At 42.0% G+C, this 15879-nt stretch carries 19 protein-coding genes; 15 read left to right on the forward strand and 4 right to left on the reverse strand.

Features of this window, described 5'->3' with window-relative positions; all coding sequences use genetic code 11:
• The first annotated feature begins 279 nt into the window (after positions 1-279).
• From tmk to nth, 12 genes are all read left to right on the forward strand, one after another.
• Complete coding sequence (gene tmk / locus O3621_RS00270) at positions 280-918, forward strand: dTMP kinase (RefSeq protein WP_314449325.1); 639 nt, start codon at positions 280-282, stop codon at positions 916-918.
• Positions 915-1805 carry a DNA polymerase III subunit delta' gene (locus O3621_RS00275; protein WP_314449327.1) on the forward strand — a complete coding sequence of 297 codons (891 nt, stop codon included), beginning with the start codon at positions 915-917 and terminating at the stop codon, positions 1803-1805. The genes tmk and O3621_RS00275 overlap by 4 nt, the downstream gene beginning before the upstream one ends.
• Positions 1806-1829: 24 nt before the next feature.
• On the forward strand, positions 1830-2147 hold the full coding sequence (gene yabA / locus O3621_RS00280) for a DNA replication initiation control protein YabA (RefSeq protein WP_002894690.1): 318 nt from the start codon (positions 1830-1832) through the stop codon (positions 2145-2147).
• 2 nt (positions 2148-2149) lie between these two features.
• Entirely contained in the window at positions 2150-3019 is an 870-nt protein-coding gene (gene rsmI / locus O3621_RS00285; protein ID WP_371513233.1) for a 16S rRNA (cytidine(1402)-2'-O)-methyltransferase, read from the forward strand.
• A gap of 112 nt (positions 3020-3131) precedes the next feature.
• The gene (locus O3621_RS00290; protein WP_371513235.1) at positions 3132-3992 is read left to right on the forward strand and encodes a DNA adenine methylase; all 861 of its coding nucleotides are present in this window, start codon (positions 3132-3134) and stop codon (positions 3990-3992) included.
• On the forward strand, positions 3985-4782 hold the full coding sequence (locus O3621_RS00295; protein ID WP_371513237.1) for a site-specific DNA-methyltransferase: 798 nt from the start codon (positions 3985-3987) through the stop codon (positions 4780-4782). Before O3621_RS00290 ends, O3621_RS00295 begins: the two co-directional genes overlap by 8 nt.
• Positions 4779-5381, forward strand: coding sequence for a PD-(D/E)XK nuclease superfamily protein (locus O3621_RS00300; RefSeq protein WP_002913086.1), 603 nt, complete (start codon positions 4779-4781; stop codon positions 5379-5381). Before O3621_RS00295 ends, O3621_RS00300 begins: the two co-directional genes overlap by 4 nt.
• The gene (locus O3621_RS00305) at positions 5378-6304 is read left to right on the forward strand and encodes a type II restriction endonuclease (RefSeq protein WP_002914616.1); all 927 of its coding nucleotides are present in this window, start codon (positions 5378-5380) and stop codon (positions 6302-6304) included. Before O3621_RS00300 ends, O3621_RS00305 begins: the two co-directional genes overlap by 4 nt.
• A 201-nt stretch (positions 6305-6505) precedes the next feature.
• Positions 6506-7597: a 3-phosphoserine/phosphohydroxythreonine transaminase gene (gene serC / locus O3621_RS00310; RefSeq protein WP_060976688.1), complete on the forward strand. Its 1092-nt coding sequence runs from the start codon at positions 6506-6508 to the stop codon at positions 7595-7597.
• A 12-nt stretch (positions 7598-7609) separates the two neighbouring features.
• Entirely contained in the window at positions 7610-8785 is a 1176-nt protein-coding gene (locus O3621_RS00315) for a 3-phosphoglycerate dehydrogenase family protein (RefSeq protein ID WP_314449342.1), read from the forward strand.
• 135 nt (positions 8786-8920) lie between these two features.
• Complete coding sequence (locus O3621_RS00320) at positions 8921-9274, forward strand: arsenate reductase family protein (RefSeq protein WP_314449344.1); 354 nt, start codon at positions 8921-8923, stop codon at positions 9272-9274.
• Between the two features lie 94 nt (positions 9275-9368).
• A complete protein-coding gene (gene nth, locus O3621_RS00325) occupies positions 9369-9998 on the forward strand; it encodes an endonuclease III (RefSeq protein WP_314449346.1) in 630 nt (209 codons plus the stop codon).
• A gap of 27 nt (positions 9999-10025) precedes the next feature.
• On the opposite strand, the gene O3621_RS00330 is transcribed toward nth, so the two are convergent.
• Both O3621_RS00330 and O3621_RS00335 read right to left on the reverse strand, forming a co-directional pair.
• Complete coding sequence (locus O3621_RS00330) at positions 10026-10412, reverse strand: bleomycin resistance protein (protein ID WP_371513241.1); 387 nt, start codon at positions 10410-10412, stop codon at positions 10026-10028.
• Between the two features lie 11 nt (positions 10413-10423).
• Positions 10424-11251 carry an exodeoxyribonuclease III gene (locus tag O3621_RS00335; RefSeq protein WP_314449352.1) on the reverse strand — a complete coding sequence of 276 codons (828 nt, stop codon included), beginning with the start codon at positions 11249-11251 and terminating at the stop codon, positions 10424-10426.
• 139 nt (positions 11252-11390) lie between these two features.
• Between O3621_RS00335 and O3621_RS00340 the strand changes: the two genes are divergently transcribed.
• Positions 11391-11846 carry a DUF3290 family protein gene (locus O3621_RS00340; RefSeq protein ID WP_002897090.1) on the forward strand — a complete coding sequence of 152 codons (456 nt, stop codon included), beginning with the start codon at positions 11391-11393 and terminating at the stop codon, positions 11844-11846.
• Entirely contained in the window at positions 11843-12475 is a 633-nt protein-coding gene (locus O3621_RS00345) for a DUF421 domain-containing protein (protein ID WP_002905947.1), read from the forward strand. The genes O3621_RS00340 and O3621_RS00345 overlap by 4 nt, the downstream gene beginning before the upstream one ends.
• Before the next feature lie 49 nt (positions 12476-12524).
• On the opposite strand, the gene O3621_RS00350 is transcribed toward O3621_RS00345, so the two are convergent.
• Together O3621_RS00350 and O3621_RS00355 are read right to left on the reverse strand one after the other, a co-directional pair.
• A complete protein-coding gene (locus tag O3621_RS00350) occupies positions 12525-13058 on the reverse strand; it encodes a DUF805 domain-containing protein (RefSeq protein WP_314449358.1) in 534 nt (177 codons plus the stop codon).
• Between the two features lie 215 nt (positions 13059-13273).
• A complete protein-coding gene (locus tag O3621_RS00355) occupies positions 13274-13600 on the reverse strand; it encodes a DUF805 domain-containing protein (RefSeq protein ID WP_002909172.1) in 327 nt (108 codons plus the stop codon).
• A 245-nt stretch (positions 13601-13845) separates the two neighbouring features.
• On the opposite strand from O3621_RS00355, the gene metG reads away from it, so the two are divergent.
• Positions 13846-15843, forward strand: a complete 1998-nt coding sequence (gene metG, locus O3621_RS00360; RefSeq protein WP_125353277.1) for a methionine--tRNA ligase — start codon at positions 13846-13848, stop codon at positions 15841-15843.
• Positions 15844-15879 lie beyond the last annotated feature (36 nt).

The raw sequence follows: 15879 nt of genomic DNA on the forward strand, positions 1-15879 counted from the left end.
TTCTGAATATATTTTACCAAAAATTTAGCCTTTATGAAAGACTTTGAAAAAATTTTTAAAGTCTTTTCTTATGATGGGCTTTTAGCTTTTTTTTTGGTAAAATAAACAATAGATAAAAAAGAGTGGGATGAAAATAATGAGCTGACGAATTCGGCTCTTATCAGGCTGCTCAGCCGTTTGGACATGCTGTAAAAGTAGCTTATATCAAGCTTTAGGGCAAGTCTTATCTACATTTTCTTATAAAGAACGAAAAATAGAAGTTAGAGATTCAAGGTAAAGATGAAAAATGGTATTTTGATTTCGCTGGAAGGTCCAGAAGGGGCTGGAAAGTCAAGTGTGTTGGAAGCCTTGCTTCCTTTTTTGAAAAATTATGGTACTGGCCTGATTACGACGCGGGAGCCGGGTGGCGTCCAGATTGCTGAGGCTATCCGCGAAGTGATTTTGGAACCTAGTCATACTGCGATGGATGCTAAGACTGAGCTTTTGCTGTACATTGCCAGCCGCCGTCAGCACTTGGCTGAACGGGTTTTGCCAGCTTTAACGCAAGGGAAGCTTGTCTTGATGGATCGTTTTATTGATAGTTCAGTGGCCTATCAGGGATACGGACGGGGTCTGGATGTAGCAGACATTGAATGGCTCAATCAGTTTGCGACGGATGGACTCAAGCCTGATTTGACCCTCTATTTTGATATTGATGTGGAAGAAGGGCTGGCGCGGATTGCTAGGAGCGAGAGTCGAGAGGTGAATCGGCTTGATCTGGAAGGTTTGGACTTGCATCAGCGGGTTCGGCAGGGCTATTTGGCGATTCTTGACAAGGAGCCTGAGCGCTTTGTCAAGGTGGATGCCAGTCAACCTCTGGATAAGGTGGTGGCCGATAGTTTGGCCATCATTCAGGAACGATTTGGGAATCCGTCATGAAGATAAAAGATTTACAGCAAAGCCAGCCCAGCTTGTTTGAGCAGTTTCAGCATATTTTGGAACAGGAACGGCTTAGTCATGCCTATTTGTTTACCGGAGCTTTTGGTAGTTTTGAAATGGCTCAAATCCTGTCCCAGAGTCTCTTTTGCGAGAATAAGCAAGGCGTCTGGCCTTGTCAGTCCTGTCGTTCTTGCCGTTTGATTGCTGAAGAAGATTTTTCTGATGTAACTGTGGTGCGACCGTTTAATAACATTATCAAAACAGACCGAGTTCGGGAGCTGGTCCGAAACTTCTCTCAAAGTGGCTTAGAAGGCAGTCGGCAGGTTTTCATTATCTGCGATGCGGATCGGATGCACGTCAATGCAGCCAATTCCTTGCTCAAAGTCATTGAGGAGCCGCAGAGCGAGATTTATATCTTTCTCCTGACCGCTGATGAACAGCTGATTCTGCCGACGATTCGAAGTCGGACTCAGGTTTATCATTTCTTGAAAAATACAGCTGCTCTGCAGCACAGTTTGGAACAGGATGGCTTGATTAAAAGTCGAGCGGAGCTACTAGCTGCCTATAGTCAGACTCAGTCAGAAGCGGAAAGCTTGGCTCATAATAACGCCTTTTTTGAATTAGTCAGCGAATGCGAGCGCTTTGTCAAGGATTTTCAGACTCGCTCCAGTCAGGCATTTCTGCAGGTTTCGCGTCTGGCAAAGCTGGCTGATGATAAGGAGAAGCAGGAACAGGTCTTCAAGCTCTTGGAAGTGTTATTTTATAAAGAGATAGCAACAGAAAGCGGTCGACAGGCCTTGGAGCAGCTTTTGCTGGCTCGGAAGATGTGGCGGGCCAATGTATCTTTTCAAAACGCCTTAGAATATATGACCTTGAAGGGAAAGTAAAATGAGGCAGCACAGGAGTATAAAATGGATAAAAAAGATTTATTTGATGCCTTAGATGATTTTTCACAGACGCTTTTAGTGACCCTTGCTGAGGTGGAGGCTGTCAAGAAAAATCTCAAGAGTGTGGTAGAGGAAAATATTGCTCTGCATCTGGAAAATGACAAGCTGAGGGAGCGCTTGGGAGAGGTGGAGAAGGAAGCTCCGACCAAGACCAAGAAAAACCGGGATAATCTGCGCAAGCTTTACTATGACGGCTTTCATGTCTGTACGGATTTCTATGGCCAGCGCCGGGAGAATGACGCAGAGTGTATGTTCTGCGATGAATTGTTATTTAGGGAGTAGTGATGCAGGTTCAAAAAAGTTTTAAGGGCGAAACTGCCTACGGCAAGCTTTATCTGGTCGCAACTCCTATCGGCAATCTGGATGATATGAGTATCCGTATGGTCAATACCCTGAAAGAGGTTGACAGGATTGCGGCTGAAGATACGAGAAATACAGGCCTGCTGCTCAAGCATTTTGGGATTGAGACCAAGCAGATCAGCTTTCATGAGCACAATGCCAAGGAGAAAATCCCAGTTCTCTTGGACATGCTTCAAAGCGGAAATGATATAGCTCAGGTTTCAGATGCTGGTCTGCCCAGTATTTCTGATCCTGGACATGATTTGGTTCAGGCAGCGCTAGAAGCCGGAATTACTGTAGTACCGATTCCTGGTCCTAGCGCTGGAATAACAGCCTTGATTGCTAGCGGCTTGGCTCCCCAACCGCATATTTTTTATGGATTTCTGCCTAGAAAAGCTGGACAGCAGAAGGAATTTTTTACTAGCAAAAAATCCTATCCTGAGACCCAGATTTTCTACGAATCCCCTCATCGGGTTCGGGCGACGCTGGAAAATATGCTGGCGGTTTATGGTGACCGCCAAGTCGTCTTGGTACGCGAGCTGACTAAGATTCATGAAGAGTATCAGCGAGGGCTGATTTCAGACTTGTTGGCTTATACGGCTGAACATTCGCCCAAAGGAGAGTGTCTCTTGATTGTAGCTGGGGCGGCAGTAGATGCTCCTCACGACATATCTCAAGAGCAGATCCTAGCTGAGATTGATCTTTTAGTTGAAGCCGGCAGCAAAAAAAATCAAGCCATTAAGGAAGTTGCTAAGAAATACGGCAGGAACAAGAGCGAGCTCTATGCGGTTTATCATGAACTAAGAGAAAGTTGAAATCTTATTTCAACTTTTCTTTTTAGCGGCTTCTTTGTATTTTATAACAAAAAAGCAAATTCTTTGTTTGGTATGTGTTATAATAATTTCATTACACTTAAAAGGAATAGTCATGTCTTTAGACACTAATGTAAAATTAAAATATCATAATCTCCAGCCGTTTACTAAATGGACTGGGGGAAAGCGCCAACTTTTAGGAGAGTTAAGGAGCTATATGCCGGAGACTTATGGTCGCTATTTTGAGCCATTTGTTGGCGGCGGAGCTTTATTTTTTGATTTGGCTCCAGAAAAAGCGGTCATTAATGATTTTAACGAGGAACTGATAAATGCTTATCGCCAGATAAAAAATAATCCAGCTGAATTGATTAATTTACTGATAAAGCATAAAGAGAATAATAACAAAGATTATTATTTAGCATTGCGTTCGGCAGATCGCGACGGCCGAATTAGTAGGATGACTGGGGTAGAGAGAGCGGCGCGAATTCTCTACATGCTTCGGGTTGATTTCAATGGATTGTATCGAGTTAATTCTAAAAATCAGTTTAATGTTCCTTACGGTCGCTACAAAAATCCCAAAATAGTGGATGTAGATTTACTTTATCAAATCAGTGAATATCTAAATGAGAATGATGTAGAAATTTTGCAAACAGATTTTGCGGAGGCAGTTAAGGATGCTCAAACAGGCGATTTTGTATATTTTGATCCGCCCTATATTCCGTTAAACGAAACTAGCTCATTTACCTCTTATACCCACGAGGGCTTTTCTTATGAGGAACAGGTTCGGTTACGCGATACTTTTAAGGAATTGACGGAGCGAGGAGTCTATGCTATGCTGTCAAATTCCTCGAGTCCTTTGGTAGAAGAATTATACAAGGATTTTAATATTTATTTTGTGGAAGCTCAGCGAACTAATGGTGCTAAGAGCTCAAGTCGTGGAAAAATTTCAGAAATTATAGTAACAAATTATGACTAATTACGAATATAAGTATGGGGGTGTTTTAATGACAAAACCATACTATAATAAGGAAAGGGCTATTCTGGTTCATGCAGATACCTTTGAATTCTTATCAAAAATGAAGCCAGAAAGTATGGATATGATCTTTGCTGATCCACCATACTTTTTGAGTAACGGGGGTTTTTCAAATTCTGGCGGTAACATTGTCTCTGTTGATAAAGGTGATTGGGATAAGGTTTCTGGCCTTGAGGAGAAACATGACTTTAATCGACGGTGGTTACGATTAGTCAGACCTATTTTAAAGCCTAATGGTACTATCTGGATTTCAGGCAGCTTACATAATATTTACTCTGTGGGTGTGGCCTTGGAACAAGAAGGTTTTAAAATTTTAAATAATATTACTTGGCAAAAGAGCAACCCAGCTCCGAATCTATCTTGCCGCTATTTTACTCATTCCACGGAAACGATTTTGTGGGCTCGTAAAGATGATAAAAAGGCTAAGCATTACTATAATTATGATTTAATGAAAGATATTAATGGCGGTAAACAGATGAAGGATGTGTGGATAGGACCATTAACTAAAAAGGCAGAGAAGTGGGCAGGAAAACATCCAACACAAAAGCCAGAATATTTATTAGAACGGATCATTTTGGCTAGCACAAAAGAAAATGATTATATACTTGATCCCTTTGTTGGAAGTGGAACAACAGGAGTTGTAGCTAAGCGGTTAGGTCGTAAATTCATTGGTATTGATGCGGAGAAAGATTATTTAGAAATAGCCAAAAGAAGATTGGAGGAAGAGAGATGAAAAAAGGTGGCGTAGGTGGTGCAAATACGAAAACAGGGCTAGCTTTTGAATTGAAAACAGACTTGCCAAATTTTATTTCAAAACAAAGTGGATATGAAGTTGTGGAAAATGATTTTGATATTAAACTTGTGAAACGAACAGGCGAGGTAAGAAAAATAAAAAGGAGCTCCACAGCGCGGTGGATAGTAAATTTTGAAGGGGAAAAAGTAGCAGAAATTTTTCAAAAACATGGTTTATATCGTTATTTTGATGAAGTAAGCCTGAACTATAAAGCGATTATTTCCAAAAAATTGTTACCAGATGATTCCATTTTTGTAATGGATAATAATACAGTTTTTATCATTGAAAAGAAAACGCAAAAAACTCAAGGAAGTGTTGATGAAAAATTACAAACATGTGATTTTAAGTTGAAACAATATAAAAAGTTATTTTCACCTTTAAATAAAGAAGTTAAATATTATTATTTACTTGATGAATGGTTTTTAAATTCAAATTATAAAGATGTCTTAGATTATATTATAAGTGTAGGATGTTACTATCGCTTTAATTATATTCCTTTAAAGGAGTTTGGTTTACCTATACCAAAGGAGGAAATATGAACTTAGAGAATTATATTCAACTATCATCAGACGAAAGATTACAATATTTCCTCTCGACTCTTTCAGTTACCAACCGTACACCAGGGTACTATGTAAATTGGAATAAGGTTAGACGGGAGACAAAGGAGTTTGAACTTGAATTAAATACTCTCAACTATTTAATTGGTAAAGATAATATTTATGAAGAGGCCTTTAATTTATTTTCAAAACAGCCTGATTTACTGAGGGCTGTTCCTAGCTTGATTGCCAGCCGTGATAAAGTTTTAGATATTCTTTCCTTGGATGAAGATGATAATATGAGCTTTCATCAATTAGATTTTAAGAAGATTGACAAAAGTGATATAAAAGTTTATGTAGATTTTATTGAGCAAGCCGGTTTGTTGTACTTTTTACAAAAGGAAGCTAGCCGATCACTTGTTGATTATGTGTATGGTGTAGAAGCGGGATTAGATAGTAATGCTCGTAAAAATCGAAGTGGAACGACTATGGAAGGCATCCTTGAACGAAGTGTTGCTAAAGTTTGTCAGCAGCATGATTTAGAGTTTAAATCCCAAGCCACGCCATCTTTCATAAAAGAAATGTGGAATATAGAAGTACCAGTTGATAAATCACAACGCCGTTTTGATGTAGCTGTTTATTCAAAGGAAAAACATAAAATTTGGTTGATTGAAACAAACTACTATGGTGGAGGCGGCAGCAAACTGAAAGCTGTTGCTGGAGAGTTTACTGAATTGAGCCAGTTCGTCGTCAATTCACCAGATGATGTAGAGTTTGTGTGGGTGACAGATGGGGTGGGCTGGAAAACGGCTCGTTTGCCATTAGCAGAGGCATTTGCTCATATTCCGTATGTGTTTAATTTGGATATGCTTAAACATGGTTATTTGTATGATTTATTGATGCCAAAAAAATTGATTAGAAACTAAACATTTATCAGCAATAGTTTTGTATTGATATAGTTGTTCTATTAAAATTAGGTCTAAAATAATTAGAAGCTTTCACAGCTTCTTTTGTTATTTCTTCATTTTGTTCGTGTTTTCCTAAAAAAACTCCCTTCTTTTTAAGAAAAAATAGATATTTTCTAAACTTTGTGATATGATATACAAAATAAATTTTGGAGGTAGGATATGACGATTTACAATTTTTCTGCTGGACCGGCAGTATTGCCCAAGGAAGTCTTGAAAAAAGCTCAGGCTGAGTTTTTAGACTATGCCCAAAGTGGCATGAGTGTGATGGAGCTGTCCCACCGATCCAAGGAATTTGACGATATTATCAAAGAAGCTGAGAGCTTGCTGCGTGAGCTCATGGATATTCCGGACAATTACCGCGTCCTCTTTCTGCAGGGGGGAGCTTCTACCCAGTTTAGTATGATTCCCCTTAATCTAGCCCAAGGCGGCAAGGCCTACTACCTAGTGGCTGGATCTTGGGGAAAGAAAGCTTACACTGAAGCAGTCAAGCTGTCTAAGTTCATTCCATTTGAGCCTATTCTTTTGGCTTCGTCAGAGGATTTAAATTACACGGAAATTCCTTCTTTTGATGAAAAGGATATTGATCCGCAGGCGGCTTATGTGCATCTGACAACCAATAATACCATCGAAGGAACGGCTATTTATGACCTTCCTGCGACTAATGGCGTGCCGATTGTGGCGGACATGTCTTCTAATATCCTGGCTGCTCAATACCGAGTAGAGGATTTCGGTTTGATTTATGCTGGGGCTCAGAAGAATATCGGACCTGCTGGCGTGACAGTTGTCATCATCCGAGAAGACTTGCTGGATGACGAACCAGTTCTATCTAGCATGTTGGATTACCGCATTCAGGCGGACAATGGCTCTCTTTACAATACACCACCGACTTTTGCCATCTATATGGCCAAACTGGTCTTTGAGTGGGTTAAGGAGCTAGGTGGCGTAGCAGAAATGGAAAAGCGTAATCGTGAAAAATCTGGCCTTTTGTACGACTTCATTGAGCAGTCAGACTTTTACCGCAGTCCAGTCCGTTATAAGGAGCAGCGCTCAGTCGCCAATATTCCCTTTGTGTCTCCTAGCCAAGAGCTGGACGCCAAATTTAACAAAGAGGCTGCAGCAGCGGGATTCAAGAATATCAAGGGGCACCGCAGCGTAGGCGGCATGAGAGCTAGTCTCTACAATGCTTTTCCGCTCCAAGGTGTCAAGGACTTGATTGCCTTTATGCAGAAATTTGAAGAAGAAAATTCTTAAGAGAGGGAAACTATGGTCTTTAGTGTCAAAACCTTTAATAATATCAATCAAATCGGACTTAAGGAGCTGGGCAATACTTTTCAGATTGACGGAGATAAGTCTGACAATCCGGATGCTTATATCCTGCGCAGTCAAAACCTGCATGGACAGGAATTTCCAAGCAAGCTCAAAGCTATTGCGCGGGCAGGCGCAGGAACCAATAATATTCCTGTCGACCAGGCAACGGCTCAGGGAATTGTGGTCTTCAACACGCCAGGAGCTAATGCCAATGCGGTGAAAGAAGCAGTCTTGGCTTCCATTCTCCTGTCTGCGCGTGACTATATCGCAGCTAACAGTTGGGCTAACGGCCTTTCTGGAGATGATGTTCCCAAGCAAGTGGAAGCTGGTAAGAAGCAGTTTGCTGGGACAGAGATTGCAGAGAAGACTTTGGGAGTCATTGGGTTAGGAGCTATCGGCGGCCGTATTGCTAACGATGCCTATCGCCTGGGGATGAACGTCTTAGGCTATGATCCTTATGTATCCATTGAAACGGCTTGGAATATCTCTAGCCATGTCAAGCGGGTAGCAGACATTAAGGAAATCTTTGAGAAGAGTGATTATATCACTATTCATGTGCCCCTGACTGAGGATACACGAGCTACTTTTGATCAGGCTGCTTTTGGTCTCATGCAAAAAGGAACGACTCTTATCAACTTTGCCCGCGGCGAGCTGGTGGACAACGCTGCCCTCTTTGAAGCCTTGGAAGCAGGTGTTATCAAGCGCTATATCACAGACTTTGGTGTAGATGAGCTGCTCCGTCATCCGCAGATTACAGTCTTTCCGCATCTGGGCGGATCGACCGAAGAAGCTGAGTTCAACTGTGCCATTATGGCTGGGAAAACCATTCGACGCTTCATGGAAACAGGCGAGATTATCAACTCAGTGAATTTCCCTAATGTCCGTCAGGCTCTCTCAGCGCCTTATCGGATTACCCTGATTAACAAAAATGTACCGAATATTGTGGCTCGGATTTCAACAGCTGTTAGTGACTTGAATATCAATATCGACAATATCATTAATCGTTCCAAGGGTGATTATGCCTATACTTTGCTGGATCTGGATGAGTCGGATGAAAGCAAGATTCAGGAGCTGGTTGATAAATTTGAGAATAGCGATAATATTGTGCGCGTGCGTTTGATTAAGAAATAATCGAAAAATAGACGTGTTTCTTTATGGAATGCGTCTATGCCTGCCGATGAGCCTTTCGCTTGTCGGCTTTTTCTAATGAGTCTCGGCTTGACAAGAAAGAGCTATCTGGGCTATCATAGGGACGGAGGAAAAACAATGTTACAATTTATCGAATACCCAAAATGCTCTACCTGCCGCAAGGCCAAGGCTGAGCTCAATCAATTAGGAGTGGACTTTGAAGCGGTGGATATTGTCCAAAATACACCTAGCCGGGACCAACTCCTAGACTGGATCCAGAATTCTGATTTTGAGCTCAAGGCTTTTTTCAATACCAGCGGTCTCAAATACCGTGAGCTAGGTCTCAAAGAAAAAGTTCCGCATTTGACATCCCAGGAAGCTGCTGATTTATTATCGACAGACGGCATGCTGATTAAACGACCGCTCTTGGTTCGAGATAACCAAATCTTGCAGATTGGCTACCGAAAGGCGTATGAAGAGTTAGGTTTGTGAAATATTAAGACCAGCTGCTTTCTCAATCATGTTTTTTGGATGCTTCTTCCTTTCATGATATAATAAATCTATCTCAATCTTAGAAAGAAGAATCATGGTTTTATCAAAAAAACGGGCTCGTCATGTGATTGAAGAGATTATTGCTCTTTTCCCTGACGCCAAGCCCAGTCTGGATTTTCGCAATCACTTTGAGCTTTTGGTAGCGGTCATGCTGTCGGCTCAGACGACGGATGCTGCTGTCAATAAGGCAACGCCGGCTTTATTTGAAGCCTATCCAAGCCCACAGGATATGGCTAAGGCTGGTGAAGCAGACATTGCCAAATACATCTCCCGCCTAGGACTCTATCGCAACAAGGCCAAGTTTTTGAAGAAATGCGCCCAGCAACTTTTGGATGACTTTGACGGTCAAGTACCACAAACGCGGGCGGAATTGGAAAGTCTAGCTGGTGTTGGTCGTAAGACGGCCAATGTGGTCATGAGTGTGGGCTTTGGTATTCCAGCCTTTGCTGTTGATACCCATGTGGAGCGCATCTGCAAGCACCATGATATCGTAAAAAAATCGGCAACGCCACTTGAGGTAGAAAAGCGAGTTATGGATGTCCTTCCACCGGAACGTTGGCTGCCAGCCCATCAGGCAATGATTTACTTTGGACGTGCCATCTGCCATCCTAAAAATCCCGAGTGCGATCACTATCCGCAACTTTATAACTTTAAAGATAGTTAAAAAGCGAGGTCTGATGACTTCGCTTTCTTATTCACTAAATCTTAAAAAATAACCATCTGGATCCAAAATCGCAAATTCATGGGGATATATAAAGCTATCTCCTACTCGAAATTCTCTTTTTGTCAGGGGACGATGGATAGGATAGTCAGCTTCCAGCAGTTTTTGGTGGAGCTGAGGAACATCCGCAATGCCAAAGGAAATATTGATACCGCGCCCGAAAGGATAGGTCAGTTGGGCTAATTCTTCTGCGCTGCCTTCTTCTAGCATAAGTTGGCAGTCTTCAAGCGAGAGGAAGAGAAATTTCTCCTCTGGACGCTCGTATTCGACAGAGAATCCTAGCAGGTCGCAGTAGAAGTGGCGTGATTTTTCGATGTCAGATACTACAAATTCAGGAATGACAGCTTGATAGTCCATTCGTTTTCTCCTTAGAGTTCAATCTCCATGACAATGGGTGTGTGGTCTTGGCGCGCACCGGAGTCAATCATATCAGACTTGGTTACCTTGTCAGCCACGCGGTTGCTTGTCAGCCAGTAGTCGATTCTCCAGCCTGTATTGTTGATTTTAGAAGTCTTGCTGCGCTGCGCCCACCAGGTGTATTGGTTAGGAATATCGCCGTGTAGGTGGCGGAAGGTGTCGGTGAAGCCTTTAGCCAGCAAGTTGGTGAAGCCAGCACGTTCTTCGTCGGTAAAGCCTGGTGAACGGCGGTTGCTGGCTGGATTGGCCAAGTCAATTTCCTTGTGGGCCACATTGTAGTCGCCAGTAGCGAGGACTGGTTTTTGTCCATCTAGTGTTGCCAAGTATTCAGCATATTTGGTATCCCAGACTTGACGGTCATCCAAGCGTTTGAGGCCATCACCAGCATTAGGCGTATAGACCTGTGTGACAAAGAAACCGTCAAATTCCAGCGTAATGATGCGGCCTTCAACATCCATAGTTGATGGAGCGCCGATTTCTGGGAAGGTTATGGTTGGCGTCAGTTCTTTTTTGTAGAGGAACATGGTTCCTGCATAGCCCTTGCGGGCCGGCTCTTGGGAGGAGCGCCAAGTGTTTTCATAGTCTGGGAAAAGATTTGTCAAAATCTCCAAGTGCTTTTTAGTCGGGCCTGTTGCAGACAGTTTTGTTTCCTGAATGGCGATAATATCTGCGTTTTCAGCTTGCAAGGTTTGAAGGACAGCTTGAGAAAGCTGAGCGCGGGCAGAATCACTGGTCAATGCAGCGTTGAGAGAGTCAATGTTCCAAGAGATGAGTTTCATAAAATTTCCTTTTCTAGTAAAATTTACTGAGTTTATTATAACAAAATTTAGGACTGATTTATAGCAAAGTGATTGTAAGGAAGCTTGAAAAATAATGAAAATTTTTCTATAATTATCCTAGAAAAATAGAGGAGAAGCCATGAAATTCTATTCTTATGATTATGTTTTGAGTCAGATTAGCCAGCAAAACTGGGTGACAGTTGCGCTTTCTGTCTTGCTGTTACTTGTGACAGGATTTTTTGCTTTTAAGGCCTACCGAAATAAGCGTGATTCAAAATTCCGGGAATTAGCCATCATTTCTGTTTTGGCCTTGGTGGCTATGGTCTTGATTGGCATTAGCAATTTTCAGACTGACCAAGACTCTAATAACCAGTTTCAAACCTCTCTGCATTTTATTGAGGTCATTTCAGAAGACTTGGGCGTGGATAAGTCGGAGGTCTATGTCAATACTTCAGCCGCGACGGATGGAGCGATTTTGAAGGTCGGAAAGAACTTTTATCGGGCTATGAGCGGCAGTGAGCCGGATAAATATCTGCTTGAAAAAATTGACTTGCATAAGACGACAGATATCGAAATAGTGGAGGTTGAAAAATGACATTGAATTTTCTTGAAATCCTAATTAAACTAGCGCTGGGGCTTTTCTCACTAGTTTTTGTCATCAACGTGACGGGAAAAGGCAATCTGGCGCCCAATTCAGCAATCGATCAGATTCAAAACTATGTCCTTGGTGGTATTATCGGTGGGGTGATTTATAATAGCTCCATTAACATTCTTCAGTATGCAGTCATTCTCATCATGTGGACCATCTTGGTCTTGACCCTAAAGTGGCTCAATAACAATGTCCGTGCGGTTAAGCATTTGATTGATGGCAAGCCGACAACGTTGATTCAGCATGGGAAATTAATTCCCGAAGCCTGCCGTTCTGTTGGTCTTTCGGCAGCTGATGTAGCTTTGAAGCTGCGCAGCCAAGGCATTTTCCAGCTCAAGCAGGTCAAACGGGCGGTTATAGAACAAAACGGCCAGCTGATTATTGTACAGGCTGGTGAAGAGAATCCTAAATATCCCCTTATCACTGACGGTGTTGTCCAAATTGATATTCTGGAGTCTATTGATAAAACAGAAGACTGGCTGGTGGAGAGACTGGCTAAAGACGGATACACCGATATTTCGAATATCTTCATCGCTGAGTATGAAAGTGGCAATTTGAATGTTGTGACCTATTGAGAAAATCTTGCAAAGAGAAAGCCATTCCAGAAGCGGAATGGCTTTTGCTTTATTCAAATGGACTTTGCTCGTTTTCAGGTGATGCAAAGTTTTGTTGAGGATTAGGCTGATTTTGATAGGGGTTCTGATCAAATTGCTGCCCTTGATAATTTTGCTGATTTTGATAAGGATTCTGACCAAATTGATTTTCTTGATAATTCTGATTGTTATAGAAGTTATTAACTGCAGGTTCATATTTTGTAGGCTGGCAATAAAACACCAACAGAATTAAACGACCCACTAATGGGACTAAGTACAATAAGATAAGAGCCCAATGATAGCCACCATCCCGCAAGCGACGGACTTGAATAGCGAGAGAGGGAAGTATAGTCGCAATAAAATAGACCACCATTAGACCTGCTAAGGTGTTAGATAAGGCTCCTCCAGTCTCAGAGTTCAAAACTGTTTCAATCACAAGAGCAATGCAAAGTATTAGAATCATTACTAAAAAATGGCAGAGAATAGGCCACCAAAAATCTGGGCGATTTGAGCGACCGGTGAAGTCTACATAGCCCTTCCAAAACTTTTTATATGCATCAATCATATTAAAAATCCTTTTATTATTTTTTTATTTAGTGTACTATATTTGGCTTATATTTGCAAGTTTTCAGAAAATACAGGGTGTTTTAGTGAAATAGTGTAACATAAAAACCAACCTGTTTGCACTACCCCCCAAAAGTTAGACACAAAAAATCTAACTTTTGGGGGCAGTACAGTTTGGGTTGGTCTGATTATCAGAAAGTGATTAATGTTAATTTTTTAGTATTCTGAAGGTTGACAGTGGAGGAAGAGTAGAATGAAATTACCAATAACTGGAATAAAAGATACGAAGATAAAAGCCCAATGGTAACCCGCATCTCTCAGACGGCGTATGGACAGAGATAGATTTGGAATGATAGTAAAGAAACCATAAATCTGAATTAGCGATAGAAGAGGGGCTGCTTCCTCTCCAACCATAAGTAAGAAAATTAAAGATAAGACAGCTATCAACATATTGGCAAATACAGCCCACCAATAATCTGGGCGATCTGACCGCCCAGCGAAGTCAAAAGCTCTCCGCCAAAAATCAAGATATGCATAAATCATAATAATCTCCTAAATAATTTTATTTATCTTATTATATTATAAATCACTAAATATTGCAATTTAATTTTTGTTTTTAGAAGTACATCCATTTTCACCGTTGCTTAACAGATACATCCAGGTTAGCAATCCATTGTTTTATTTTTCAAATGGTGATAAAATAAAGTGTTGAAGTTTGCGGTTTATCTGCTTGATAAATGGCAATTTCCGAATAAAAAGAGGTCTCATTTGCCTCCTAAGGAGAAATCATGTCTGAAAAGAACTTTTATATTACAACCCCTATCTACTATCCGAGCGGTAAGCTCCATATCGGTTCTGCCTACACAACTATCGCATGTGATGTCTTAGCACGTTACAAACGCCTTATGGGCTACGATGTCTTTTATCTGACTGGTCTTGATGAGCATGGCCAAAAGATTCAACAAAAAGCAGAAGAAGCTGGTATTACACCACAAGCCTATGTTGATGGCATGGTAGTTGGAGTTAAAGAACTCTGGCAATTACTGGATATCTCATATGATAAATTTATCCGTACCACAGACGATTACCATGAAAAAGTAGTGGCTCAAGTCTTTGAACGTTTGCTTGCTCAAGATGACATCTACTTGGGTGAATATTCAGGCTGGTATTCGGTTTCTGACGAGGAATTCTTTACTGAAAGCCAGCTGGCAGAAGTCTTCCGTGATGAAAATGGAAAGGTAACCGGCGGAATTGCGCCATCTGGACATGAAGTGGAGTGGGTATCAGAAGAGTCTTATTTCCTCCGTCTCAGCAAGTACCAAGACCGCTTGGTAGAATTTTTTAAATCTCATCCAGACTTTATCACACCAGACGGACGTCTCAATGAAATGCTGAAAAACTTCATTGAGCCTGGCCTGGAAGACTTGGCCGTATCTCGGACGACCTTTACTTGGGGCGTGCCGGTGCCATCCAATCCTAAACACGTTGTCTACGTTTGGATTGATGCTCTGCTCAACTATGCGACAGCTCTTGGCTACGGTCAGGAAGACCATGCTAACTACGATAAATTCTGGAACGGAACAGTCTTCCACATGGTGGGCAAGGACATTCTGCGCTTCCACTCTATCTACTGGCCAATCCTGCTCATGATGCTGGATATTAAGCTGCCCGACCGCTTGATTGCTCACGGTTGGTTTGTCATGAAGGATGGTAAGATGTCCAAGTCTAAGGGTAATGTGGTCTATCCGGAAATGCTGGTAGAGCGTTATGGTTTGGATGCTCTGCGTTATTACCTCATGCGCAGTCTTCCGGTGGGATCTGATGGAACATTCACACCTGAGGACTATGTGGGTCGTATCAACTATGAGTTAGCTAATGACCTAGGCAACTTGCTCAACCGTACGGTTTCTATGATTAACAAGTACTTTGACGGTCAGGTGCCAGCCTATGAAGAAAATGTGACAGACTTTGACGGAGCTCTGGCTCAGGTGGCATCTGAATCCATCGCTGACTACTACAAACACATGGATGCAGTTGACTACCCACGTGCTCTGGAAGCAGTCTGGACTCTCATCTCCCGCACCAATAAATACATCGATGAAACAGCTCCTTGGGTTCTGGCAAAAGATGAAGCTAAGGTAAAAGAGTTGGCAGCAGTTATGAGCCACTTGACAGCGAGCCTTCGTGTTGTGGCACACATGATTGAGCCTTTCACGATGGAAACGAGTAAGGCTGTCCTCAGTCAACTAGGCTTGCCTCAAGCTGCGTCTCTGGAAAATCTAGCAATTGATCAGCTCCCATCAGGTCTGAAAGTTGTAGAAAAAGGAACACCAATCTTCCCGCGTCTCGATATGGAAGAAGAAATTGCCTATATCAAAGAACAAATGGAAGGCAACAAACCTGAGGTTGAAAAAGAATGGAATCCAGAAGAAGTCGAGCTCAAACTTAACCGCAAAGAAATCAAGTTTGACGACTTCGATAAGGTGGAAATCCGTGTCGCAGAAGTCAAAGAGGTGTCTAAAGTTGAAGGCTCGGATAAGCTTCTTCAGTTCCGCTTGGATGCAGGAGACGGTGAGGACCGCCAAATCCTCTCTGGTATTGCTAAATACTATCCAAACGAGCAAGAACTGGTCGGTAAGAAAGTCCAAATCGTAGCTAATCTCAAACCACGTAAGATGATGAAAAAATATGTTAGCCAAGGGATGATTCTATCAGCCGAGCACGGCGACCAACTGACTCTCCTTACTGTGGACGAAAATGTCCCAAATGGAAGTTTGATTGGATAACAATTTTTGATCTAATGACGATCCCCCAGCAGGAGG

The organism is Streptococcus sp. 20925_1_22 (assembly GCF_041431685.1).
Classification (GTDB): domain Bacteria; phylum Bacillota; class Bacilli; order Lactobacillales; family Streptococcaceae; genus Streptococcus.